The following is a 22,971-nucleotide window of genomic DNA, read 5'->3' on the forward strand; positions in this document are numbered from 1 at the left end:
CGTCAAAAACTGTACGCACCGTGCACAATGTGCGTTTTCCTGGTGAACGTTTCAGGAATTGTCTGTCAGGGGGGGTGGCGGATGGTTCTTACAGTTCTCTGTGACCGTTCCTTGTTCCTTTTTGTAATCACGCTCGATGCACAACGATTGACGTCGGGGTTCCTGCCGGGATTCCCGCGGCTGTCCCCGTGAACAGCGCGGGGAGAGGAGATCTCCCCGCGGTTCATGTTGTTGAACCTTCTGTTGGTTGTCAAAGGTGGACGAAGAGACGAAGAAGGGAGGACCCATGATTTCCCGGAACATGATCGATTTCATCGAACAAAGCGGCGAGGAACTGGCGAAGCGCCTGGTTGAAGATCTTCTCACCAGGGAAGAGACGAAGCATCTGCGGAATCTCCGCCAGACGAGGATTTACGGTCAGATCTACGATGTTTACGGGATGCTCAGCTCCTGGCTCGGCGGGGGGAAGACGAAGGGCAAGATCGTTGAACACTATGTGGAAACGGGTCGCGAGAAGTACAATGAGGGCATTCCCCTTTCGGAAGTCATCATGATGTTGATGCTGATAAAGCGTCACCTGTGGCTGTTTCTCATAGAGAAAAAATTTTTCGCCGAATATCAGGGAGCCGAAAAGGTCCTGGAAGTCAATAACCGGGTTGTCTTCTTTTTTGACCGGATTATCTGGTGTGTGTCCGTCGGTTATGAGAGGGAGCAGAAGGAAGACGACAACAAAGTCTGACGGCTTCGTACACCAGTACCGGAGGCATGTCACCGGTACCGGTGCCGGATGCCTGGTTGCGTTCCTTCCTTCGTCATCGCGGCGTACCTTAACGTACGCCTCATTCTTCAGGATGCGCGCGCCGTTCCTTGAGGAACTTTTTACAAAGCCGTCCCGAATCGGATGCTTTAAACTTTTAACGGGGTCGTCAAGTCCAGGAGGAAAGAGGGCCTATGGCTACGGATAGTATGGTTGCCCGGATTGTCGAGGTCGAGCGGCAGTGTGCCCAAGAGCTTGAAAAAGCTGAAGCGGACAGCAGAAAGGCTGTCGAGGAGCACAGAAAATCCCTTGAGGACGAAAAAAACCGGGAGTTCGAGCGCATTGCCGCCGATGCCGACGGCAGGCTTCAAAAGGCCGTGGATGAGGCAAATCGCGCGATGGAAGAAGAACTCGAGTCGACCCGGAACAGGCAGAGACACTTCCTCAACGATCCTGACGTTACGGGGGAGATCGAGGAACGGATTCTTTCCATCCTGCTCGCTGATTGAGGGACGATGAAAAATTACGCCGACAAGGAATATCTTCACACGAGAATCTATGCCATGCGCGGCAGGCTTCTTCGCCTCAGGGACTACAACGCGTTACTGCGGGAGCAGGAAGGCCTTGTGGAAAAAACCGCCGAAGCCCACCGGATGACGATCTCCGGTAAAGAAGCCCTCTTCAGGGAGCAGATCCGGGACGTCCTTAACCTTGCCGAGGCGACGGCCTACCATGCTCCTCTGTTTATGGCCTTTTTGCGGCGCTACGAAGCCCGGAACCTGAAACTGCTTCTGGCGAAGGCCTTTGACAGGAGCGTAGCGGAGCAATGGTACGATATCGGCCGTTTCGCCATCCTTGACCGCGGCCTTCTGGACGAAAAACTTACCCCGAAGACCATCGAACGCATGCTTACCGACACCTGGCTTGACGGTCTCTTTAGGGGATCGGTGAACTACGATCACCTCCTGATCCGCCTTGACCGGCTTACGCTGGCCCGTATGCTGGATTGCGCCGCCTTTCTCGATCGCGATGACGCCGCCTTTCTGCGCGAAATCATCTTCATGCGGGCCGCCGTGTCCATGACCGCCTGGAAGTGGCGGCTTACCATCAATTACGGGTGGGAGTACGGCAGGGCCACGGCCTACGGGAACATCGCGAACGATCTCATGGAGGACGGCCCGGCACGCTTTATCGTCACCGTGGAGCGTCAGCTGGACAGAGACCTGGAAGAACTGAAGAAGCAGACCGGATCGGAACCGGGCGCGCAGGACATAGAACACCACCTGGAACAGTATTATTACCGCTGGATCCGACACGTCTTCTACCGCGATTTTCATTCCATCTGCTGTGTCGCGGCCTACCTGTGGCTTTTGGGCCGCCAGATTCAGAACATGTTCGTCATCTTCGAGGGGCTTCGGTTCCGGTTGCCTCACGAGGACATACTTGAGAGGATCATCAGCGAAACCTGAGGACGCCGATGTTTGTAAAGTCCGACATACGCAGAGTGTCCATAGCTCTCGAAAAGCGGTTTTACCACGATGTCTCTCTGGAGTTGGGAAGAGCGGGCATCATGCACCTGGGACGCTTTTCGCATGATGAAGGCCAGGCCGAGGAAGGGCTGAAAACCGAGGAGGCGAGAATACGGGAGATCCTCATGGGGATCGACGCCATCATGCGGGTCCTCGATGTCGATTCCTCCATCCACGTGCCGCGGGAAACAGAACCCGACGCGGCGGAGGACGGGCACTCCGTCATGGAGATGCTCTCCGTTGTCAACCGCCTGCAGCGGCTGCGTTCGAAAAACGACGAAGAATCGACCCGTCTTAAGGATCGTCTTTCCTGCTTCCGGGCCCTGGAGTCCATGGGTGTCGATTCCGGGGCGCTTACCAGGACGCGGTTGATGACCATGGTGTTCGGGACGGTCGAAGACGAGGGATGGGAGCCTTCGGAAAAAGACGGCTTCCTTGCCGTCAGAAAGGGCCCCTATGTCTTCGCCGTCGCCATGCCGGCCCAGCGTGATGAAATGCAGACCTTCCTGAAGGACAGGGGCTTTGTCGACCGCTCACGGGACATCGTCGGCCTGTCGGTCGAAGGAGCGGAATCGCGGCTGGAAACGCTGCGGAGGAGAGCATCCATCCTCGGCGGGTACCGTGAGGAGCTCAGGCGGAAAGCGGCGGAAAAACTTCCGGCCATGCTGTATCACTACAGAAGGGTCGACGAAATTATCAAATCCCTGCGGATGTCGCTCTTTTCGTCCCGGGCCATGTTCATTACGGGCTGGATGGATATTCGGGACCGGGAGCGGCTGACGGCTCTTCTCGACCGTGTCTGCGGTGATCGGCACATCCTTTCCATCGAGGGGAAACGGGACCCCCGGGCTCCCGTCCGCCTGAGGAACATGGCGCTCTTCAGGCCCTTTGAACTGCTCGTGAAAACGATGGGAGTCCCCTCAAACGATGAAATAGACCCGACACCCCTGGCGGCCGTTTTTTACATCATCATATTCAGCATCATGTTCGGAGACCTGGGACAGGGGCTGACCCTGGCCCTGGTCGGCGTTATCCTCAGGAGGATTGCCCGGAAGAAAGGCGTGCTCGCCGGTCCCGTCGGCCAGGCCGGAGGCATCATGATTCTCTGTGGTCTCGGGGCCGCCTTCTGCGGTATTCTCTTCGGCAGCGTGTTTTCTCACGAGCACCTCATACCGGCGCTGATATTCCACCCCATCAACAACATCATGACCCTCTTCGGGTTCACCGTCATGATGGGCGTTGTCATCATTACCGTCGGGCTGATCATCAACATGATCAACTGCGTTATGAACGGTGAATACGGGGAAGCCCTGCTGGAGGAACGGGGGCTTGTCATCCTGGTTCCCTACCTCGCCCTGGTTTTTTTCGCCGTACGGTTCGTGGCGACGGACCACGTGCCCGTTCTGTGGGAAACATCGGTCTTCATACTCTTCCCGGTTGTCCTTTTCGCCCTCCGGGGTGTCCTGGGACCGCTTATATTCAAAAGCCGCGCGCCCCACAGCGCCGTTGAGTACATCGTCGAGACGATCATGGAAATATTCGAGCTGGCAATCAGCATGCTCGCCAACACGATTTCCTTCATCAGGGTCGGTGCCTTCGCCCTTTCTCACGCCGGCCTGGGCATTGTAACCTACACACTGGCGCACATGCTCGATCCCTCGCTGCGTTCCCCGGGAGCCATCGCGGTGATCGTCGCGGGAAACATATTCATTATCGGTTTTGAGGGGCTGATTTGCGGCATACAGTCATTGAGGCTGGAATATTACGAATTCTTCAGCAAGTTTTTCAAGGGTTCCGGCGTGGTTTTCGAGCCTTTCAGGCTGGCGGAACGGCCGCCCGGTGAAGTCAAGCGGGTCGAGGTCTGACGATGAACGGAAAGCGGGGACAGGACTACACTCTCCCTGCCCGGTGATGCAATTGAAAACAGCGGAGGTGCATGATGATGGCGAACAGCACGGTAAGAGGGGCGTCGGTGGCGATTCTCGTTTGTATCGGTATGATGGTATGTCCCGATCTGCTCTGGGCGACGGAATCGGTCGGGGGTACGACATGGCTCGGGCCCGCGTACATGTCGGCGGCTGTGGCCGTCGGCCTGGCCTGTATCGGAAGCGGCTTCGCCGTCGGAAAGATAGGATCGGCAGGCATGGGTGCCATCAGTGAAAAACCGGAAATGATGGGGCGGGTCCTTGTCTTCGTGGGTCTTGCCGAGGGTATCGCCATTTACGGCCTGATTATCTCCATCATGATCCTGAACAAGCTGTAACAGGACGGATGCCGGCGCGATCTGTCGCGGGCGGCATCCTGACAAGGGTGTCATGCCATGAGCAGAATCTATCTGATCGGTGACATTCATACGGTAAGCGCCTTTCGCCTCGCCGGAATAATCGGAGTGGTGTGCGATGAGGAGACAGCGGAAAGCAGGTTCGATGATATTGTTTCGCGGGGCGACGCGAGCATCCTGGCTGTTACCAACGACCTGGCCCGGGGACTTCAGGCCAGAATCAGCGCAATGGCCATGACGGGCGCCCTGCCTGTGGTCGTTGAGATACCCGGTATCGACGATGAAGAAGGATTCAGCGCCTCGGCCCTGGACTACATCACCGAGGCGCTCGGTATCGCCCTGTAATTTTGGCGGAAGGGGTATTCATGGAAAATTCATCATTGGAGAACTCCATCAGGGAAGAGGCGCACCGGGCGATTGAGGCCGTGAGAGGGCGGGAAGCCCTGGAGCTGAAGCAGCTCGACGAGAGCCATACCGCCGACATTGACCGGCGCCTGAAGGAGGTTGAAGCCGACATTACCGAGCGTCTGGAATGGGAACGGTCGCGGATTGCCAACCGGGGCATCCTGGAAAAGAGGAAACTTCGGCTCCGGGCCGTGGAGGATCTCACCGAGGGGTGCGTTGAGAAGTCCTTCCGGGCCATCGGCTCCGATCCCCGGTACAGGGACTTTCTCCTGCGATTCATCACGGGGGCCCTGGAACGGGTTCCCGGCGAGGCCCGCGTCATGCTGAGAGGCGAGGATCTCGGGTTCCGGAAGGATATCGAGAAAGCCATGGCCGAGTCGGGCCGCACAGCCCCCTGGACCATCGAGGAAGACAAAACCCTTCAACGGGGCGGGGCACTCGTCGAGGATCGTGAGGACGGTCGTATTCTGAACGGCGCCGTGGACAGAATCTATTTCAGAAAATCCGCCATGATCCGCCGCGAGGTGATGGATGTTCTGAAAAAACATGGTTTTACTGAATAAAGCGGGGGAAATGGCATGGATGGCCTCATAGGGGGAAGAGTGATTTCGGTTAACGGCCCCATCGTCAAAGCCGTGGGCATGAGGGGCATCAAAATGTTCGATATCGCCGAGGTGGGGCCCGAACGGCTCATCGGAGAAGTCATACGGCTTCTCGGGGAAGTAGCCCTGATCCAGGTGTACGAAGACAACACGGGGCTCAAACCGGGGGACGAGGTGGTTTCCGAGGGCAGGCCGCTGTCAGTCCTTCTGGGTCCGGGGCTTATTGCGAGTATTTATGACGGCATACAGAGGCCGCTTGTGGGCATTGCCGACCTGTGCGGCAGCTACATTGAAAAGGGTATAAAACTGTCCGCCCTGGATACAAACAGGAAATGGAAATTCATCCCCTCCGTAACCGCCGGGACAACGCTGCGGGAAGGGCACGTCATCGGTGAGATACAGGAAAGTTACCTCATAACACACCGTGTAGTCCTTCCGCCCGGTCTTTCGGGTACGCTCACCGGCATCGCTGAAGCCGGGGAATACACCATCGAGGACGTAGTTTACAGGATGGAGACCTCCAGGGGCACATACGAGGGGAAGCTTGCCGGGTACTGGCCCGTACGGACCCCCCGACCGGTGAAGCAGAAGAAGAACCCAAACATTCCGCTGGTGACGGGCCAGCGGATCATCGACACTTTTTTCCCCATCGCCCGGGGCGGAACGGCGGCCATTCCCGGTGGCTTCGGAACGGGAAAGACCATGACCCAGCACGCCCTGGCAAAGTGGTGCAATGCCGATATCATTGTCTACATCGGCTGCGGCGAGCGGGGGAACGAGATGACCGACGTTCTCACGGAATTTCCCAACCTCATCGACGAACGGAACGGACGCCCCCTGATCGAGCGGACCGTCATGATCGCCAACACATCGAACATGCCGGTTCCCGCCCGGGAGGTAAGTATCTACACGGGCGTCACCATCGCCGAATACTACCGCGACATGGGGTACAGCGTGGCCATCATGGCCGATTCAACGTCACGGTGGGCCGAGGCCCTGCGGGAACTTTCGAGCAGGCTGGGCGATATGCCCGCAGAAGAAGGATTCCCGCCTTATCTCGCCACGCGGCTCGCTGAATTTTACGAGCGGGCGGGCCTGGTGGAAACACTGTCGGGAGCCGACGGCGACATCACGATCATTGGCGCCGTTTCACCGCCGGGGGGTGATTTTTCCGAGCCCGTCACCCAGCATACATCGCGATTCGTGCGGTGCTTCTGGGCCCTGGACAAGACGCTCGCCGACGCGCGCCACTATCCGTCCATCAGCTGGATAGACAGCTATACGGAGTACCTCCACGACATAGAAAGCTGGTGGAAGAACCTGGACAGCCAGTGGCTTGCCGTTCGCAACGCAGCCATGAATATTCTGCTCGAAGACAACCGGCTCCAACAGTTGGTCAAGCTCGTGGGGGCCGACGCCCTGCCGACAACCCAGCAGTTCACCCTGTACGTGGCCGAAATGATCAAGAACGCTTTTCTGCAGCAAAATTCCTTCGATCCCGTGGACAAATACTGCAGTCCCGAGAAACAACTGAAAATTCTGAAGATGCTGGTCGCCTTCTACGAGCGGGGGATGCAACTGGTACAGGCCGGTCTTGTTCTTAAGGACATTACCGACCTCGAAGCGGTTACCGGGATGGTGCGCCTGAAGTCGGAGATACCGAACAAGGAGACCGAACTGATAGACGATTATCATGAACGCCTCATGAAAGAGGTTGAATCGCTCAAAGAACTGGTTCTGGGGGTGTGATCATGTCCTTCGAAATCGAATACACGAGAATAGCGGGAATCTCGGGGCCGCTGATCTTTGTCCAGGGGGTAAAGGGGGTCGGCCTCGGAGAGATTGTCGAGATTCGGGACGGATCGACACTGCGAGTTGGCGAGACACTGGAAGTCGATGAAGACAAGGCGGTGGTCCAGGTCTTTGAAGGTACGAGCGGACTGGCCCTGGAGGGCATGCGCGTCTCCTTCGTCGGGCGCGCCCAGGAAATACCCGTTGACCGGGCCATGCTGGGACGGGTCTTCGATGGGCTGGGACGCCCCATTGACGGGTATCCCCAGGTGGTGACCGACCGGCGCATGAACGTGAACGGGCTGCCCGTCAACCCCTGGAGCCGGGAATACCCCAGGGATTTCATACAGACGGGCATTTCCGCCATCGATGGCATGAACACCCTGATCAGGGGACAGAAACTGCCCATATTCTCCGGTAGCGGTATGCCCCATAACCTCATCGCCGCCCAGATAGCCCGGCAGGCCATGATCCTCACCGAAGAAGAGGAATTTACCGTCATTTTCGCCGCCATGGGGGTCAAGTTCGACGTGGCCCGGTTTTTCATAAACTCCCTGGAGGAATCGGGGGTTCTCACCCACTCGGCAATATTTCTGAGTCTCGCCGACGCTCCTTCGATCGAGCGGCTCGTGACGCCCCGGGTGGCGCTGACCCTGGCCGAGCACCTGGCCTTTGACGAGGGGATGCACGTCCTGGTCATCCTCACGGATATGACCAACTATTGCGAATCCCTCCGGGAGCTTTCCAGCTCCCGGGGCGAAATTCCCTCCCGCAAAGGGTACCCGGGGTATCTCTACAGCGACCTGGCCTCCATTTACGAACGGGCCGGCAGGCTCAAGGGTTTTAATGGATCCATAACTCAGATGCCCATATTGAGCATGCCCAGCGATGACATTTCCCACCCTGTGCCGGACCTGACGGGCTACATCACGGAGGGACAGATCGTTCTGGAGCGGGAGCTCTTCAATCGCGGTATTTACCCGCCCATCGCGGGGCTTCCCTCGCTGTCGAGGCTGATGAAAGACGGTATCGGCGAAGGGCGGACCCGGGGTGACCACGCGCAGGTGGCGGCACAGCTCTTCGCCAGTTACGCCAAGGTCAAGCGCATACGGTCCCTGGCGGCGATCGTCGGGGAAGAGGAACTGTCCGAACTCGACAAGACCTATCTTACCTTCGGCGTTGCCTTTGAAGATGAGTTTCTCCGGCAGGGAGAGTTTGAAAACAGGACTGTCGAGCAGACCCTCGAGATGGGCTGGCGGATGCTGTCGTACCTGCCTCAGGAAGAGCTGTACCGCATCAGCCGCGAGGATATACAGCGATACTACATTGCTGAAGGCAAGGGATAAGAATGCCGCACCTGGAACTTCCACCGACCAAATCGTCACTGCGAAAAATCAAGGACGAACTCACCTTCGCCTACGAAGGATACGACCTGCTGAACCAGAAGCGGGAGGTTCTGGTAATCGAGATCATGAAACGCGTGGGAGAAGCCCGGCGCATCGAGGCGGAACTGGCGGACGTTCTCGGTTCGTTCTACGGAGCCTACCGCCTGGCCGCCGTTGACATGGGTTCAGACGTCCTGACGCTGCAGAGCAGTTCCGAAAAAAGGAGCTACTACCTTCGGATGGAATCGACCCGACTCATGGGCCTTCGGCTTCCGAAAATCACTATCAGGGAAAAGAAGCTGCCCGTAGCCCACACTGTTCCGCAGTCAACCGCTTCCTACGACGAAGCGAAAAAGAAATCAATCAGGGCACTTCGGATACTTTCCGAGTACGCCGCCATCGCCCGGGTCATCATTCTGCTTTCCCGGGAACTCAAGAAGGTCCAGCGCCGGGTCAATGCCCTGGAGAAAATCTTCATACCCCAGCATGAAGAAGCGAAGGTCTACATCACCGGAAGAATCGAAGAGATGGAGCGGGAGGAGGTTTTCGTCAAGAAGCTCATCCGGCAGCGTCATGAAGAGGCGGGTGCCTGAACCCGCTTTCGACACGGAACGTTTTCCGAGGCGGCCCCCGGGGGCCGCCCTTTTTTTTGACAAAGCCCCCGGTGGACACTATATTAGGCCCTGATCAATACGGAACTTCCTGACTGAAAAAAAGGAAAAAGGAAATGTCCCCATGATGCCGGATTCGACTATACAAAAACTCGGAACGCTCACCTTCGATGTGGGCGTGTACCGCCCGCCCAGTGAAGGCGGAAGCTCTTCATTGCTCCTCAGGGTCTCCAGGAACTGTCCCTGGAACAAGTGTACATTCTGTGAAATGTATAAAAACCATACCTTTGAGTACCGTCCGGTGGAGCATATCAAGGCCGATATTGACGCCGTGCGCGAAATGGCGGACGACATCCGGTCGATTTCGTGGAAACTTGGTTTCGGCGGCAGGATCACCCGGGACGTGGGTGCCGCCATTGTGCGGGCCGATCCGTCGCTGAACGGAAACCACTGTTTCATCATCGTGTTCAACTGGCTCTACTCGGGAGGCAAAACGGTTTTCCTCCAGGACGCGAACAGTGTCATCATGCGTCCCCCGGAGCTTGTCGACGTACTCGTTCACCTGAGAAAACAATTGCCTTGGGTGTCCCGCGTCACCAGCTACGCCCGCTCCAAAACGCTGGCCCAGAGAAAACCGGAAGACCTGAAAAACATCCGCATGGCTGGTCTCGACCGCCTTCACGTGGGACTTGAAACGGGAGACGACGAGCTGCTGGGTCTCATCCGAAAGGGGGTCACCGGCGAGGAACAGATCAAGGGGGGCAGGCAGGCCGTTGAAGCGGGGTTCCAGCTTTCCGAATACTGGATGCCCGACCTGGGAGGACGCGAGCGCTGGAAGCAGCATGCCGAAAACACGGCCCGCGTTCTGACGGCCATTAACCCCCACTATATCCGTTCGCGCCCCTTGGTTCCCCGGCCCGGTACGCCCCTGTACGACGACTACAAGGCGGGCAGGCTGACCCTCTCGTCGCCCCACGAACGGCTGGAAGAGTTGAAGGTGATGGTCGAGGGGCTTGACGTGACATCGAGGGTCTGCTTCGATCATGCCATGAACTCCTGGATCGACGGCAGGGGAGGGCTTCTCTTTACCCAGGACTACGAGGGATACCGCTTTCCCGAAGAAAAGCAGCAGGTGCTCGATCTCATTGCCCAGGGACAAGCCGTGGACGAATCGTGGCACATGCATGCCCGGGACATGCTTCGAAGGGCCTCGCTGTGAGCGGCGGGGTAACATCCATGGGCAACGCGGGGATCGCCGCGGTTCTGTTCGACTACGGAGGGGTCATTGCCGAGGAAGGATTCGTCGGAGGACTGACGGCTCTGGCGGACACCGGCGGCCTGGACAGGGATTTTTTCATCGACGCCGCCTTCGATCTGGTGGCATCCACGGGATACCTCACGGGCCGTGCCGATGAGGCCGCTTTCTGGAAGGCCCTGCGGGAAAAAACCGGTATCGCGGGGACCGATGAGTGCCTGCGCCGGGAAATCCTGGCGCGCTTTGTACTGCGTCCATGGGTTCTGGATCTGGCCGATGATCTCGGGTCCCTGGACCTGACAGTGGGAATTCTCAGCGATCAGACCGACTGGCTTGACCGGCTCGATGCCCGGGACGGGTTTTTCCGGCACTTCGACTATGTTTCCAACAGTTTTCACCTGGGTCTCAGCAAGCGGGACGGTGAGGTTTTTGTTGAAACGGCGCGCCGCCTGGACATTCCGGGGGAATGTATATGCCTGATTGACGACAACGAGGGAAATTGCGGGCGGGCCCGGGAATGCGGGTGGCATGCCATTGCATACCGGACTGGCGGGCAGGTGCTTCGAGAACTCAAGGAACTTGTTTCCGGCCTGGACCTGTCCCGATACGGCGGGGTCACAGCCGACGAGGGCGAGGCGGGGAGGTGAACATGGCCATGGAACAGAAAAAGACGGCGATACGTCCGGTGACCATTATGCCCTGTCTCGACATGAAAGACGGTCGCGTCGTCAAGGGGATCCACTTTGTGGGGTTGAGGGATGCCGGTGATCCCGTGGAAGGCGCCGCCTTCTATCAGGCCGAGGGGGCGGACGAGCTGGCCATGCTGGACATAGCGGCCACTCTCGAGAACCGCGGGACACGCCTGGAGTGGGTACGGGCTGTTTCTTCAGTCATCGACATTCCCCTGACCGTCGGGGGAGGCATATCGTCTCCGGAGGACATGGAACTCACCTTCGAAGCCGGCGCCGACAGGGTTTCCGTCAACAGCGCCGTCGTAAAACGTCCCGACCTGATCGACGAAGCATCGAGACGGTTCGGTTCCGGGCGTATCGTCGTGGCCGTCGATGCCCGCCGCAACGGCGCCATGCCCTCCGGGTTCGAGCTGGTGACTTCCGGCGGGACGCAACCGACGGGTATCGATGCAGTCCAGTGGGCCCGGCAATGCCAGGACCGTGGCGCCGGTGTCATTCTTCCCACCAGCATGGACGGAGACGGAACACGGGAGGGGTACGACATCCCGCTTACACGGGCCATTTCAAGCGCCCTGACGGTTCCCGTCATCGCCTCGGGCGGCGCGGGGAAACTGGAGGATTTCTACGAAGCGGTAACGGAAGGGGGCGCCCGGATTCTCCTGGCCGCCTCTGTTTTTCATTACCGGGTCATCGGTATCGGTCAGGTGAAGGAATACCTGATGGAACGCGGAATAGACCTGCTCCATCCCCCGTCTGTTCACAAACGGTGACCCCCGTCCGTACTCCACACGCTGTCCTCGAAGCAGAACGGAGCCGAATTTCCCGGGCAGAAACACGAGCCTCCGATCGTCGGGTTTCCCGCCGGGCATGAAATCCCTTTTATGCTTCTTTCCGTTCCTTCCAGCGTGGACGTCGGGATCATTGTCGCCGGCGGCCTCTGTGGACCGGATCGCGCGCCGGGAGTGCTCCGACAAAGCCCGTGCCGCCGGTCATGAACACGTTTGCCTGTTTCAGTCCTCCTTTTTCCTTCCTGTATACCCTTTGGAAAGGCGCCGTCAATGAAAGACCCGCCCTGAGGCACTATTTCATGTTAGCAACAAACCGGATAAACAGTTTGACATTTGGCATCAGTTTGATATATTGTAACCCTGTTTGTCTTGGTTTGTTGGGATGCAAGCAACGAGGACTGGAACGTGGGACACCGATCAACCAAAAGAAAGATGCTGTTGGGAGGCAACCGATGAAGCAAACAGTGAGCGAGGTCGAATGATGGAAGACCGATGGCTTTCAGTAGATGAGATTGCCGGCCATCTCGGTATCAAGCGGGACACGGTCTACAAGTGGATCAGTGAACGGCAGATGCCGGGCCACAAGATCGGTCGGCTTTGGAAATTCAACCAGCGAGAAGTTGACAAGTGGGTGAGAAGCGGTGGTGCGAACACTTCTCCGCCGGAAAATGAACAATCTAAAATCAGACAACGAGAATCCTGATGGCCAGACTCGAAGAACTGAAACGCGGTGCGACTGTCAAAGGCATTCTGCCGGAGGGGTTCATAACCGTGGTCGATGTGTCCTGGATTGGTTCTGTCGCCATCGAACTGACCTACAAAGACAGCAAAGGGAAGCTGGCCAATGAATTAATATATCGCGACCGCGAAGACGACATCGAAATTTTGGAATCCGGCAAGCCCTGGAGCTTCGATGGTGATTCCGACCTTTTTCGGCTTGTTTCGGAGGCGTACCGTATTCGTCTCGCGCACTTGTTCGATCCGCTCCTGGCGGTCCACACCTCACTCGTCGATCCGTTTCCACATCAGATCACGGCGGTCTACGAGACGATGCTTCCAAGGCAGCCACTTCGCTTTCTTCTGGCCGATGATCCCGGGGCCGGAAAGACCATAATGGCAGGGTTGTTGATCAAGGAGTTGATCGCGCGGGGCGACCTGCAACGGTGCCTCATTGTCTGCCCGGGCAACCTGGTCGAACAGTGGCAGGATGAACTCTATCGGCGCTTCCATCTGCCCTTCGAAATCATGACCAATGACAAGTACGAGGCGGCCCGGACCGGAAACTGGTTCGCGGAGAACCCGCTCTCTATCTGTCGTCTCGACAAGCTCAGCCGAAACGAGGACGTACAGGAGAAACTGAAGACCACGGATTGGGACCTTGTGGTCTGCGACGAAGCCCACAAGATGAGCGCATCCTTCTGGGGCGGTGAAATCCGCAGGACCAAACGCCACCAGTTGGGACAGATTCTTTCCGTCCTCACTCGTCATTTCCTGCTTCTGACGGCCACGCCGCACAACGGAAAGGAAGAGGACTTTCAGTTGTTCATGGCGCTGCTCGATGGCGACCGCTTCGAGGGCAAGTTCCGCGACGGCGTTCATTCCATCGATGCCGGTGATCTGATGCGTCGGATGGTTAAGGAGGACCTGCTCAAGTTTGATGGTCGTCCGTTGTTCCCGGAGCGTAAGGCCTACACCGTCGAATACGAGCTTTCCGACGGTGAAGCGGACCTGTACCAGCGTGTGACGGAGTATGTTCGCGATGAGTTCAACCGCGCCGAACAACTTGCCAACGACGGCCGCAAAGGCACGGTCGGATTTGCCTTGACGGTCCTGCAGCGTCGGTTGGCCTCTTCGCCGGAAGCCATCTATCAATCGCTCCGCAGGCGTCGGGAGCGACTGGAAAAGAGATGCCGCGAGGAGGAACTCCTCAAACGTGGCGCAGAGGTCCGTATCGATTGGTACAAGGATGTCCCGTCCCTGTCCGAAGATGACCTTGAAGATCTCGAAGACGCGCCGGATGAGGAAGTCGAGAACACGGAAGAGCGCGTTGTCGATCTGGCCTCGGCAGCCCAGACAATCGCCGAGCTAAGGGCGGAGATCGCAATTCTCAAGGATTTGGAGCAAGTGGCCCTGCGGGTTCGTCAATCACGCACGGACCGCAAATGGGATGAGCTTTCGAGTCTACTGCAGAACCAGACGGAGATGTTCGATGCCCATGGTCATCGCCGCAAGCTGATCGTTTTCACCGAGCATCGCGATACCTTGAATTACCTTCATGACCGGATCGGGTCGGTGATCGGGAAGCCGGAATCCGTCGTGACTATTCACGGAGGCATGGGCCGTGAGGAACGAAAGAAGAATGAATCGCTCTTCACTCAGGATAGAGCCACAGAGGTGCTCATCGCCACGGACGCGGCTGGCGAAGGTATCAACCTGCAGCGGGCCCATTTGATGGTCAATTACGATTTACCCTGGAACCCGAACCGTCTCGAACAACGGTTTGGCCGCATCCACCGCATCGGGCAGACGGAGGTCTGCCACTGCTGGAACCTCGTCGCGTCAAAGACGCGGGAAGGCGATGTGTATCGCCGCCTGCTGGAGAAGTTGGAGGAGGAACGTAAGGCGCTGGGAGGAAAGGTATTCGACATCCTCGGCAAACTGCTTTTCGGTGATAAGCCTCTGCGGAGCCTCCTCATGGAGGCCATTCGGTACGGAGACCATCCGGAAGTGCGTGCGCGGCTGAACCAGGTCGTCGACAACGCCATGGATCGGAACAAACTCCGCGATCTGATCGAGGAACACGCCCTGGCGCACGACTCCATGGATGCCTCCCGCGTCCGGGAGATTCGGGAAGACATGGAACGGGCCGAGGCTCGCCGCCTCCAGCCCCATTTCGTTGCCGCCTTCTTCAATGAATCCTTCAAGCGGCTCGGCGGCACCTTGCGGGAAAGGGAGCCGAAGCGTTACGAGGCGACCCACGTTCCGGCCGTCATTCGCAAGCGGGATCGGATCATCGGCATGCGCGATCCCGTCCTCACGCGATACGAACGCCTGTCGTTCGAAAAAGAACTGATCAGCGTCCCCGGCAAGCCCCTGGCGGAGTTCATTTGTCCCGGCCACCCGCTTCTCGACGCCACTATAGACCTGATCCTTGAACGGCACCGGGACCTCCTGCGACAAGGTGCCATCCTGGTTGACGAGAACTCCCCGGACGAGGATGTGCGGGCGCTCGTGTACCTGGAGCACTCCATCCAGGATGCGCGCACGGATCGGAGTGGAAACCGGCGCGTGGTCTCTCGCCAGGTTCAGTTCGCTGAAGTGACAGCATCCGGCGATGTTCGTGGTGCTGGATATGCGCCATACCTTGACTACCGGCCGCCCACTGAATCGGAGCTGGCCTTGATCCGGCATATGAAAAAGCCCGGCTGGCTGAGGAGCGAGATCGAATCTCGCGCCCTCGACCATGCTGTCCGGAACCTGGTGCCATCTCACCTCCAGGAGGTTAAGGACCGCAAGGAACAGATAGTCGAGAAGACCATGGCCGCAGTCAAGGAAAGGCTTACGACGGAGATCACTTACTGGGACCATCAGGCGGAGCAGCTCAAACACGAAGAACAGGCGGGCAAGATCAATGCAAAGATCAACTCCGGCAAGGCTCGTCAGCGGGCCGACGATTTGACGATGCGGCTGCAGAAGCGGATGGAAGATCTTCAGCAGGAACGTCGCATCTCGCCGCTTCCGCCGAACATCATCGGCGGCGCACTGATCGTCCCGGCAGGACTTCTCATGAAATTGAGTGGAGGACAATCCTCCACGTTTCAGGCCATGGAGACCAAACGCGTTGAAATGATCGCCATGCAAGCGGTCATCGCGGCTGAACAGGAACTCGGGTTTGCGCCACGCGACGTAGCAGCCGACAAGTGTGGCTATGACATCGAGTCACGCGACCCGGCTGTTGATTCCCGTCTTCGCTTCATCGAGGTGAAGGGGCGCGTGCGGGGGGCGGATACTGTGACCATCACCAAGAACGAGATTCTGACCGCACTGAACAAGCCGGATCAGTTCATTCTGGCAATTGTGCAGGTCAACCTCTCTGCCGAGGCACAAGCAGGCGGCGAACAGGTGGTGGACATCACCTATGTGCGGGAGCCCTTCGGCCGTGAACCAGACTTCGGCGTTACAAGCGTGAATTACCGGTTATCAGAGTTGCTGGGCAGGGGAGGGCCGCCGGGATGAATATGAAGGATAATCCAATGACTGACCATGAGCATTTTTTCGAGTACGGTAGCCGCTGGGTCCGTGCGGATTTCCATCTGCACACGCGGCCCGACAAAGAGTTTAAGGACGATGGAAAAGAGCAGGATTTCGTGGCGCGATACATCGCGGCTCTCAGGAGTGCCGACATCCGTGTCGGTGTTATCACAAATCATAACAAGTTCGACCGTGAAGAGTTCAAGGCCCTCCGGAAAGCAGCCGACAAGGAGGATATTCATCTTCTTCCGGGTGTCGAGCTCTCGGTTAAAGATGGATCAAACGGCATACATACTTTGGTGATTTTCAGTGATGAGTGGATAATTAACAAAGAGCAAAAGGACTATATTGACAGTTTTCTGAATCTTACCTTTGCCGGTCAATCGAACTACGACAACAGCAATGCGCGCTCTAATCATGACTTGTTGGAGACAATCCGGGAACTGGACAAGTTCGACCGGGACTATTTTTTGATCTTCGCCCACGTTGAAGCTGACAACGGTCTCTACGGTCCGGGTGGCCTTAATGGCGGCCGACTTCAGGAACTGGGGAGAAACGAACTCTTTCAGGAAAGGACGGCAGCATTCCAGAAAGTCCGCACCCGCGACCTCAAACAGAAAGTTCAAGGCTGGCTGGGAGACTGGTACCCGGCAGAGGTAGAAGGCTCCGACCCGAAGACTATGTCCGAAATCGGTCGAGGCGAAAAGACCTTCATCAAGATCGGCGCTTTTACGTTTGAGGCCGTGCAGTTTGCCCTGAAACCTGGTGCCGATCGGCTTTGCTCTCAGGAAATCACATCCCAACCTCATTCCTGGGTGCAAGCGATACGCTTTGAAGGCGGCATCCTGGACGGAAGACGTATCCCCTTTTCGCCCGAAATGAGTTGCCTTATCGGGATTCGGGGCAGCGGGAAGTCAGCTATCCTTGAATGTCTTCGCTATGCCCTCGAACTACCCATGCCCGAATCCTCCGCTGAGGTTGACCTGAACTACAAAGAAGGCCTCGTTCGATTCGCACTCAAGAGTGGCGGCAAAGTGGTGGTTGAAGCCCAGGATGCGCAGGGTCGTCTCTTCGAAATTCGCCGCATTTTGAATGAGCGCAAAGATGTTTACTACGATGGGGAACTGCGTCCCGGTGTAAGCATCCCTATTAAAAAGCCGCTATTCTTCGGACAGAAGGAACTGGTCAAACGTGGGGAGGGTTCTGAACGCGAACTGGTAGAACGTTTGCTGGGTTCCAAGCTCGATATCGTCCGCAAAGAGATCAGCGCTCAACGCCAACGGGTGCTGGATGTAATGACGAATCTCGACAAATTGAAGGATCTGGACGCGCAGGAGGCCGAGTACGAAGCCAAGAAGAAAGACACCGAATTCCGATTAAAGCTCTTTCGTGACTTCGGGGTAGAGGAGCAACTCAAGCGCCAGGTTCAGTTCAGCACCGACGAAACACACGCCAGCCGCGCCACGGAAGCAGCGCAAACCTTCGTCCAGGCATTTGACACCTTCTTGAAGGATCAGGAAGCGGAGCTCTTAGCAATCCCGCATCTTGCATCCGAGGAAAATGCCGACTTGTTTTTGGAAATGAACACGATTCTCGACCGAATCCGTGAGACGCCTGATAAAATACGCCAGGTTCTTGTGCATGCCCAAAGTGACGCACGTTTGCTTCGCGAGAAATTCGGCGAATTGCAGCGCCTGCGCGAGACATTGAAGGAGGAGTTTGCGGCAACCGAACGGCAACTGAGCGAGAAACTCCAGCAGCAAGGCAGTGTGAGCGTTCGTCCCGACGATTTCGTCAAACTGAACACCGATCTGCAGAAGGTAAAGTTGGCACTTTCAGAGATTGCAAAAAGCCGTGCGAAAAAGAAAGCTTTGCACGATGAGTTTCTCAAGGAACTGAAGCTGCTCAACGACTTGTGGCATAGGGAGTTTAAGGAGATAGAGAGAGAGATCAAGAAACTGAACGACAGCCAGAGTGCACTGCAAATTACTCCCTTGTACAAGGGTGGGCGGATGGCAATGCTGGGGGAGATCAAAAACCATTTTCGAGGAAGCCGTCTCCGTGAAGCAACGCTTGAATCCGCACTGGAAGGCCATGCCGATTTCATTTCCATGTATGAAACCCTGGATACGATTAGCAACGCATTAGGCGAGTCCGGCGATGTGTTCCGGCAGTACTTCAACGAAGCGAAGGCATCGCTTCTGGTATGGCAGGTTCCGAACATTTACCAGATCATGTATCACGGAAAGGAACTGCGGGAGCACTCCCTTGGGCAACGGGCTTCTGCCCTGATTCTCTTCATCTTAAGCCAGCGGGATAATGACCTGATTGTCATTGATCAGCCCGAAGACGACCTCGACAATCAGACGATTTTCGAGGACGTTATCAAGTTGCTACGGTCTTTGAAGAAAAACATCCAGTTCATTTTCGCGACGCACAACGCGAACTTCCCCGTCTTGGGCGATGCTGAACAGGTCGGTGCGTGCACATTTGTGTCCGGCGCAGGAGCCGTCGAGGTTGGCAGCATTGACCAGCCGGAGATTCAGAAGGCCATCGTCTCGATTATGGAGGGCGGCCATGAGGCGTTCGCCCGCCGGAAGGAGATTTACAAGTTATGGAAGCAATAGAACTTATCGAACTTGTCAGTCGCGGCGAAGACAGCCGGACACAATTCAAGCTCAATTTGACAAATCCTGAATCGCTTGCTGGAGAAATAGTCGCTTTTTCCAACAGCAAAGGAGGAAAGATACTGGTAGGCATCAGTGATCATGGAGAAATAGTAGGGCTTAGTCCTGAAGATATCCGGCGAATCAATATACTGGTATCAAATGTCACAACGAACAATGTCCGACCACCTGTCAATACGTTCAATGAGAATGTAGCCGTTGCGGGGAGCCAGGTTGTCATGGTGATCACGGTACCGGAGGGTATTTCAAAACCATATGCGGATAACAACGGTGTTTATTGGGCAAAGGCAGGTGCCGATAAACGACGGGTCACATCCAGGGAAGAAATCCAACGCATGTTTCAGGAAGCTGATCTCGTTCATGCGGATGAAGTACCTATTGAAGGCACCGTGTTTGGCGACCTGGCCATGGCACACCTTGGCGAGTTCTTCGCAAAACAATACGGCGAGGAACTCGATGAGGCTCTGGAAAGGGATGGGATATCCATCGGGCAGTTGTTGAACAATTTAGGTCTGGCGCACGACAACAATCTAAATCTTGCAGGGCTGATCCTCTTTGGTCGCAATCCGCAGCGATACCGACCAGCATTCATTGTCAAGGCAGTCTCTTTTGTCGGCAACGACCCGGCAGGAGAAAAGTATCGGGACAGCGAAGATATCGGAGGTTGCATACGTGACATGCACAGGGGTGTCATGTCCTTTCTGACCCGTAATCTTCGCCGCCTGCAGGGCGAGAAAGATTTCAACACCGAGGGGGATATCGAGATACCTATTGAAGCGCTTGAGGAACTCGTCGTCAATATGCTTCTGCACCGTGACTACTTCATTTCTGCTCCGTGGCGCGTCATGATCTTCGACAATCGGGTCGAACTCATAAGCCCCGGCATGTTGCCGAACAATCTGACCGTCGAGAACATCCGTTACGGCATATCAAATATACGAAATCCGCTTCTGGCATCGTTTGCTATCAAGGAACTACCGTACCGAGGCACCGGGACCGGTATCCTGCGAGCGCTGAAATATGTACCTGATTTGGAATTGGTATCAGACTCTGAACGAAACCTGTTTATAGCCAGAATTCCCAGGAAGATTGTTGAATGAACCAAAAAACTACACACCCCAAGAAATTAATCGAGGGCGCACTTCCGTTGCCGGAGATCAATGACGCGTCGGCATACGACAAGATGCCGGGCATTGGGCCGCATCCCAAGGGGATTCACCACTGGTGGGCCAGGCTGCCGCTGCCCACGGCGCGGGCGGTGCTGTTTGCCTCGGTGGTGGATGATCCCTCGTCTCATCCGGACAAGTTTCCAAGTGAGGAAGCACAAAACACCGAGCGGGAGCGGCTCTTTGACATCGTCCGCGAGTTGATGCAGAAAAAACTGCACGAGCGGCCCGAGGTGTATGCCAAAGCACGAGAGGAAATGCTGAGACACGCGGACGGAAAGCTGCCGCCGGTGCTCGACCCCTTCGCCGGAGGCGGCTCCATTCCGCTGGAGGCCGCGCGGCTGGGCTTCGCGGCTCATGCGGCCGATCTCAATCCGGTGGCGGTGCTGCTCAACAAATGCAACCTGGAACTCGTGCCCCGTTGGCTGGACCGCCCACCGGTGAATCCGGAAGTGCACGGCAATGCCCTGCGCAAGACCGGCTGGAGTGGAGCGGGAGGGCTTGCCGAGGACGTTCGCTGGTACGGAAACCTGATCCGGGAACGGGCCACCGAAAAGATCGGCCATCTCTACCCCAAGGTCAGGTTGCCTAAAGAATACGGGGGGCGGGAGGCGAACGTGATCGCCTGGCTGTGGGCGCGGACAGTGGCCAGCCCGAATCCAGCGGCCCAAGGGGCGCATGTACCGCTGATTAGTACATATTGGCTGTTCTCCAAGAAGGGCAACCTTGCTTGGCTGGAACCCGTGGTGGATAAAGAGGATAATACATGGCGGTTTGAGGTGAAGACTGGAGAGCCACCAGACAGAAGTTTTACAAAAGCAGGCACAAAGTTGGCTCGAGGCGCGAAATTCAACTGCCTACTTACGGGACAGTCTATGCCAGATACGCATGTCAAAGAGCAAGGTCAGCAAAGGAGAATGGGCTACCGATTATTGGCTATTGTTGCCGAGATTCCACGCGGGCGTGTCTATTTACCGGCAACAGAAGATCAGGAATCTGTATCTGTAGCCACTGCACCATGCGTTCTAGAAGAAAAGGTTGCCCATGACCCAAGGAACATATGGTGTGTCCCCTACGGTATGACACAGTTCGGTTACCTCTTCACTCCCCGCCAGCTCACGGCCTTGGGCACCTTCAGTGATCTGATAAAGGAAGTGGGCCAGGATGTGGTGGGGGATGCCCTTAAAACTGGACTTTTGGATGCCGAAGCCGATGATTATGCCAAGGCTGTATGCACTTTTTTGGGGCTGGCGCTGGACCGCTGTGCGGATTTCAATAATGGGCTTTGCACTTGGAATTCAAGCAATCAGAAAGTGATGCATCTGTTCGGCCGGCAGGCCATCCCCATGGTTTGGAATTTTGCTGAGGCCAACACGCTTGGGGATTCGGTTGGTGCCTGGGCTACCTGTAGCAACTATGTTGCTGACTGTATCGATGTAATTGGAAAGTCATCAAGAAGCGGCGGGAATGGACTTCAAGTCGATGCCGCCGGTGCCTGGAATGACACCTGCGGTCTTCTGATCAGCACCGACCCTCCCTACTACGACAATATCGGCTATGCAGCCCTCTCTGATTTTTTCTATGTCTGGCTTAGGCGAACCATCGGCGAACTGTATCCCGAGCTCTTTAAAACCATCCTGGTGCCTAAAGCCCAGGAACTGACCGCAGCACCGGAACGCTTTGAAGGCAATAAGGAACAAGCCAGGGAACACTTTGAATCTGGATTTCGGAAAACTTTTGTCACCCTGCGGGAGAAAATGGACCCGCGCTTCCCGCTCACCGTCTATTACGCTTTCAAGCAGGAAGACGAAAAGGCGGGCAGTGATGAGGACGATAACGGAGATGAAGAGGGGGCGAGCAACGAGGTTGACCGCACCACTGGCTGGGAGACGCTCCTCAATGCCCTGATTGGCAGCGGCTTTCAGATCACCGCCACCTGGCCGGTGCGGGCTTCGCAAAAGTGGCGCATGGTGGCCATGGGCACGAACGCCCTGGCGTCTTACATTGTCCTGGCCTGCCGCCCCCGCCCGGCCGACGCCCCCCAGTGCAGCCGCCGCGAATTCCTGAACGAAATGAAAAAGGAACTCCCCACCGCGCTCAAACACCTCCAGCAGGGGAACATCGCGCCGGTGGACCTGGCTCAGGCCGCCATCGGACCCGGCATGGCTGTGTTCTCGCGCTACGCAAAAGTCATTGAGTCCAGTGGCAACGCCATGACCGTGCGCACCGCTCTATCCCTGATCAACCAGACCCTCGATGAGGTACTGGCCGAACAGGAGGCGGAGTTCGATGCCGACACCCGCTGGGCCCTGGCCTGGTTTGAGCAGCATGGGATGGAGGAAGGCGAGTTCGGCGTGGCGGAAACCCTTTCCCGTGCCAAAAACACGGCAGTCAACGGCCTTGTGGAAGCGGGCATCGTCGTGGCGCGGAGCGGCAAGGTCCGGCTGGTGAAGCGCGATGAGTTGCCAGAGGACTGGGACCCATCCTCGGACAAGCGGTTGACCGTATGGGAGGCAACGCAGCATCTCATTCGTGGTCTCGACCAGCACGGGGAAAGTGGCGCGTCGGCGCTCCTTCGCAAACTCGGCGGCACGGTCGGCGAGATGGCGCGCGAGCTTTCCTACCGGCTTTTCAAACTTTGCGAAGCCAAGGGCAGGACTGGCGAAGCGCTGGCCTATAACAGCCTCGTGCTGGTGTGGCCGGAATTGACTCGCCTGGCTCAGGCCGCACCACGAGCCAAACAGCAGGATTTCTTTCAATAGAGGTGATAC

The 22,971-nt window shown here is 56.9% G+C and carries 18 protein-coding genes; all 18 read left to right on the plus strand.

The genetic code is table 11. The features are described 5' to 3' along the window. The first annotated feature begins 286 nt into the window (after window positions 1–286). The 18 genes from M0Q23_05815 (at window position 287) to M0Q23_05900 (ending at window position 22,962) form a co-directional block, all read left to right on the plus strand. Window positions 287–739, plus strand: coding sequence for a hypothetical protein (locus M0Q23_05815; protein MCK9528151.1), 453 nt, complete (start codon window positions 287–289; stop codon window positions 737–739). A 212-nt stretch (window positions 740–951) separates the two neighbouring features. After that, window positions 952–1,266 (plus strand): hypothetical protein, encoded by a 315-nt coding sequence (locus M0Q23_05820; GenBank protein MCK9528152.1) that lies wholly within the window; start codon window positions 952–954, stop codon window positions 1,264–1,266. Between the two features lie 6 nt (window positions 1,267–1,272). Further along, the gene (locus M0Q23_05825; protein MCK9528153.1) at window positions 1,273–2,226 is read left to right on the plus strand and encodes a V-type ATPase subunit; all 954 of its coding nucleotides are present in this window, start codon (window positions 1,273–1,275) and stop codon (window positions 2,224–2,226) included. Between the two features lie 8 nt (window positions 2,227–2,234). Further along, the gene (locus M0Q23_05830) at window positions 2,235–4,151 is read left to right on the plus strand and encodes a hypothetical protein (protein MCK9528154.1); all 1,917 of its coding nucleotides are present in this window, start codon (window positions 2,235–2,237) and stop codon (window positions 4,149–4,151) included. Between the two features lie 77 nt (window positions 4,152–4,228). After that, a complete protein-coding gene (locus tag M0Q23_05835) occupies window positions 4,229–4,549 on the plus strand; it encodes an ATP synthase subunit C (GenBank protein MCK9528155.1) in 321 nt (106 codons plus the stop codon). Window positions 4,550–4,606: 57 nt separating this feature from the next. Continuing rightward, the gene (locus M0Q23_05840) at window positions 4,607–4,912 is read left to right on the plus strand and encodes a V-type ATP synthase subunit F (protein MCK9528156.1); all 306 of its coding nucleotides are present in this window, start codon (window positions 4,607–4,609) and stop codon (window positions 4,910–4,912) included. A 20-nt stretch (window positions 4,913–4,932) separates the two neighbouring features. Continuing rightward, window positions 4,933–5,535 (plus strand): hypothetical protein, encoded by a 603-nt coding sequence (locus tag M0Q23_05845; GenBank protein ID MCK9528157.1) that lies wholly within the window; start codon window positions 4,933–4,935, stop codon window positions 5,533–5,535. Window positions 5,536–5,550: 15 nt separating this feature from the next. Beyond that, window positions 5,551–7,323, plus strand: a complete 1,773-nt coding sequence (locus M0Q23_05850) for a V-type ATP synthase subunit A (protein MCK9528158.1) — start codon at window positions 5,551–5,553, stop codon at window positions 7,321–7,323. 2 nt (window positions 7,324–7,325) lie between these two features. Then, window positions 7,326–8,711: a V-type ATP synthase subunit B gene (locus tag M0Q23_05855; GenBank protein ID MCK9528159.1), complete on the plus strand. Its 1,386-nt coding sequence runs from the start codon at window positions 7,326–7,328 to the stop codon at window positions 8,709–8,711. A gap of 2 nt (window positions 8,712–8,713) precedes the next feature. After that, window positions 8,714–9,343, plus strand: a complete 630-nt coding sequence (locus M0Q23_05860) for a V-type ATP synthase subunit D (GenBank protein MCK9528160.1) — start codon at window positions 8,714–8,716, stop codon at window positions 9,341–9,343. A gap of 142 nt (window positions 9,344–9,485) precedes the next feature. Then, window positions 9,486–10,580, plus strand: a complete 1,095-nt coding sequence (locus tag M0Q23_05865) for a radical SAM protein (GenBank protein MCK9528161.1) — start codon at window positions 9,486–9,488, stop codon at window positions 10,578–10,580. Next, entirely contained in the window at window positions 10,577–11,263 is a 687-nt protein-coding gene (locus M0Q23_05870; GenBank protein ID MCK9528162.1) for an HAD family phosphatase, read from the plus strand. The genes M0Q23_05865 and M0Q23_05870 overlap by 4 nt, the downstream gene beginning before the upstream one ends. 29 nt (window positions 11,264–11,292) lie before the next feature. After that, window positions 11,293–12,078, plus strand: a complete 786-nt coding sequence (gene hisF / locus M0Q23_05875; GenBank protein ID MCK9528163.1) for an imidazole glycerol phosphate synthase subunit HisF — start codon at window positions 11,293–11,295, stop codon at window positions 12,076–12,078. 499 nt (window positions 12,079–12,577) lie between these two features. After that, a complete protein-coding gene (locus M0Q23_05880) occupies window positions 12,578–12,799 on the plus strand; it encodes a helix-turn-helix domain-containing protein (GenBank protein MCK9528164.1) in 222 nt (73 codons plus the stop codon). Then, on the plus strand, window positions 12,799–16,332 hold the full coding sequence (locus M0Q23_05885; protein ID MCK9528165.1) for an SNF2-related protein: 3,534 nt from the start codon (window positions 12,799–12,801) through the stop codon (window positions 16,330–16,332). The genes M0Q23_05880 and M0Q23_05885 overlap by 1 nt, the downstream gene beginning before the upstream one ends. A gap of 17 nt (window positions 16,333–16,349) precedes the next feature. Next, window positions 16,350–18,974 carry an AAA family ATPase gene (locus M0Q23_05890; GenBank protein ID MCK9528166.1) on the plus strand — a complete coding sequence of 875 codons (2,625 nt, stop codon included), beginning with the start codon at window positions 16,350–16,352 and terminating at the stop codon, window positions 18,972–18,974. Further along, window positions 18,962–20,134, plus strand: coding sequence for a putative DNA binding domain-containing protein (locus M0Q23_05895; GenBank protein ID MCK9528167.1), 1,173 nt, complete (start codon window positions 18,962–18,964; stop codon window positions 20,132–20,134). The genes M0Q23_05890 and M0Q23_05895 overlap by 13 nt, the downstream gene beginning before the upstream one ends. Continuing rightward, complete coding sequence (locus tag M0Q23_05900) at window positions 20,131–22,962, plus strand: DUF1156 domain-containing protein (GenBank protein ID MCK9528168.1); 2,832 nt, start codon at window positions 20,131–20,133, stop codon at window positions 22,960–22,962. The genes M0Q23_05895 and M0Q23_05900 overlap by 4 nt, the downstream gene beginning before the upstream one ends. The last annotated feature ends 9 nt before the right edge of the window (window positions 22,963–22,971 follow it).

The sequence above is a fragment of the Syntrophales bacterium genome (genome assembly GCA_023228425.1).
Taxonomy (GTDB): domain Bacteria; phylum Desulfobacterota; class Syntrophia; order Syntrophales; family UBA2210; genus MLS-D.

What these genes read in the sequence shown, in the direction of transcription:
- M0Q23_05815 (MCK9528151.1), top strand. Translation starts at nt 287, where the DNA reads ATGATTTCCCGGAACATGATCGATTTCATCGAACAAAGCGGCGAGGAA.
- M0Q23_05820 (MCK9528152.1), top strand. Translation starts at nt 952, where the DNA reads ATGGCTACGGATAGTATGGTTGCCCGGATTGTCGAGGTCGAGCGGCAG.
- M0Q23_05825 (MCK9528153.1), top strand. Translation starts at nt 1,273, where the DNA reads ATGAAAAATTACGCCGACAAGGAATATCTTCACACGAGAATCTATGCC.
- M0Q23_05830 (MCK9528154.1), top strand. Translation starts at nt 2,235, where the DNA reads ATGTTTGTAAAGTCCGACATACGCAGAGTGTCCATAGCTCTCGAAAAG.
- M0Q23_05835 (MCK9528155.1), top strand. Translation starts at nt 4,229, where the DNA reads ATGGCGAACAGCACGGTAAGAGGGGCGTCGGTGGCGATTCTCGTTTGT.
- M0Q23_05840 (MCK9528156.1), top strand. Translation starts at nt 4,607, where the DNA reads ATGAGCAGAATCTATCTGATCGGTGACATTCATACGGTAAGCGCCTTT.
- M0Q23_05845 (MCK9528157.1), top strand. Translation starts at nt 4,933, where the DNA reads ATGGAAAATTCATCATTGGAGAACTCCATCAGGGAAGAGGCGCACCGG.
- M0Q23_05850 (MCK9528158.1), top strand. Translation starts at nt 5,551, where the DNA reads ATGGATGGCCTCATAGGGGGAAGAGTGATTTCGGTTAACGGCCCCATC.
- M0Q23_05855 (MCK9528159.1), top strand. Translation starts at nt 7,326, where the DNA reads ATGTCCTTCGAAATCGAATACACGAGAATAGCGGGAATCTCGGGGCCG.
- M0Q23_05860 (MCK9528160.1), top strand. Translation starts at nt 8,714, where the DNA reads ATGCCGCACCTGGAACTTCCACCGACCAAATCGTCACTGCGAAAAATC.
- M0Q23_05865 (MCK9528161.1), top strand. Translation starts at nt 9,486, where the DNA reads ATGATGCCGGATTCGACTATACAAAAACTCGGAACGCTCACCTTCGAT.
- M0Q23_05880 (MCK9528164.1), top strand. Translation starts at nt 12,578, where the DNA reads ATGGAAGACCGATGGCTTTCAGTAGATGAGATTGCCGGCCATCTCGGT.
- M0Q23_05885 (MCK9528165.1), top strand. Translation starts at nt 12,799, where the DNA reads ATGGCCAGACTCGAAGAACTGAAACGCGGTGCGACTGTCAAAGGCATT.
- M0Q23_05890 (MCK9528166.1), top strand. Translation starts at nt 16,350, where the DNA reads ATGACTGACCATGAGCATTTTTTCGAGTACGGTAGCCGCTGGGTCCGT.
- M0Q23_05895 (MCK9528167.1), top strand. Translation starts at nt 18,962, where the DNA reads ATGGAAGCAATAGAACTTATCGAACTTGTCAGTCGCGGCGAAGACAGC.
- M0Q23_05900 (MCK9528168.1), top strand. Translation starts at nt 20,131, where the DNA reads ATGAACCAAAAAACTACACACCCCAAGAAATTAATCGAGGGCGCACTT.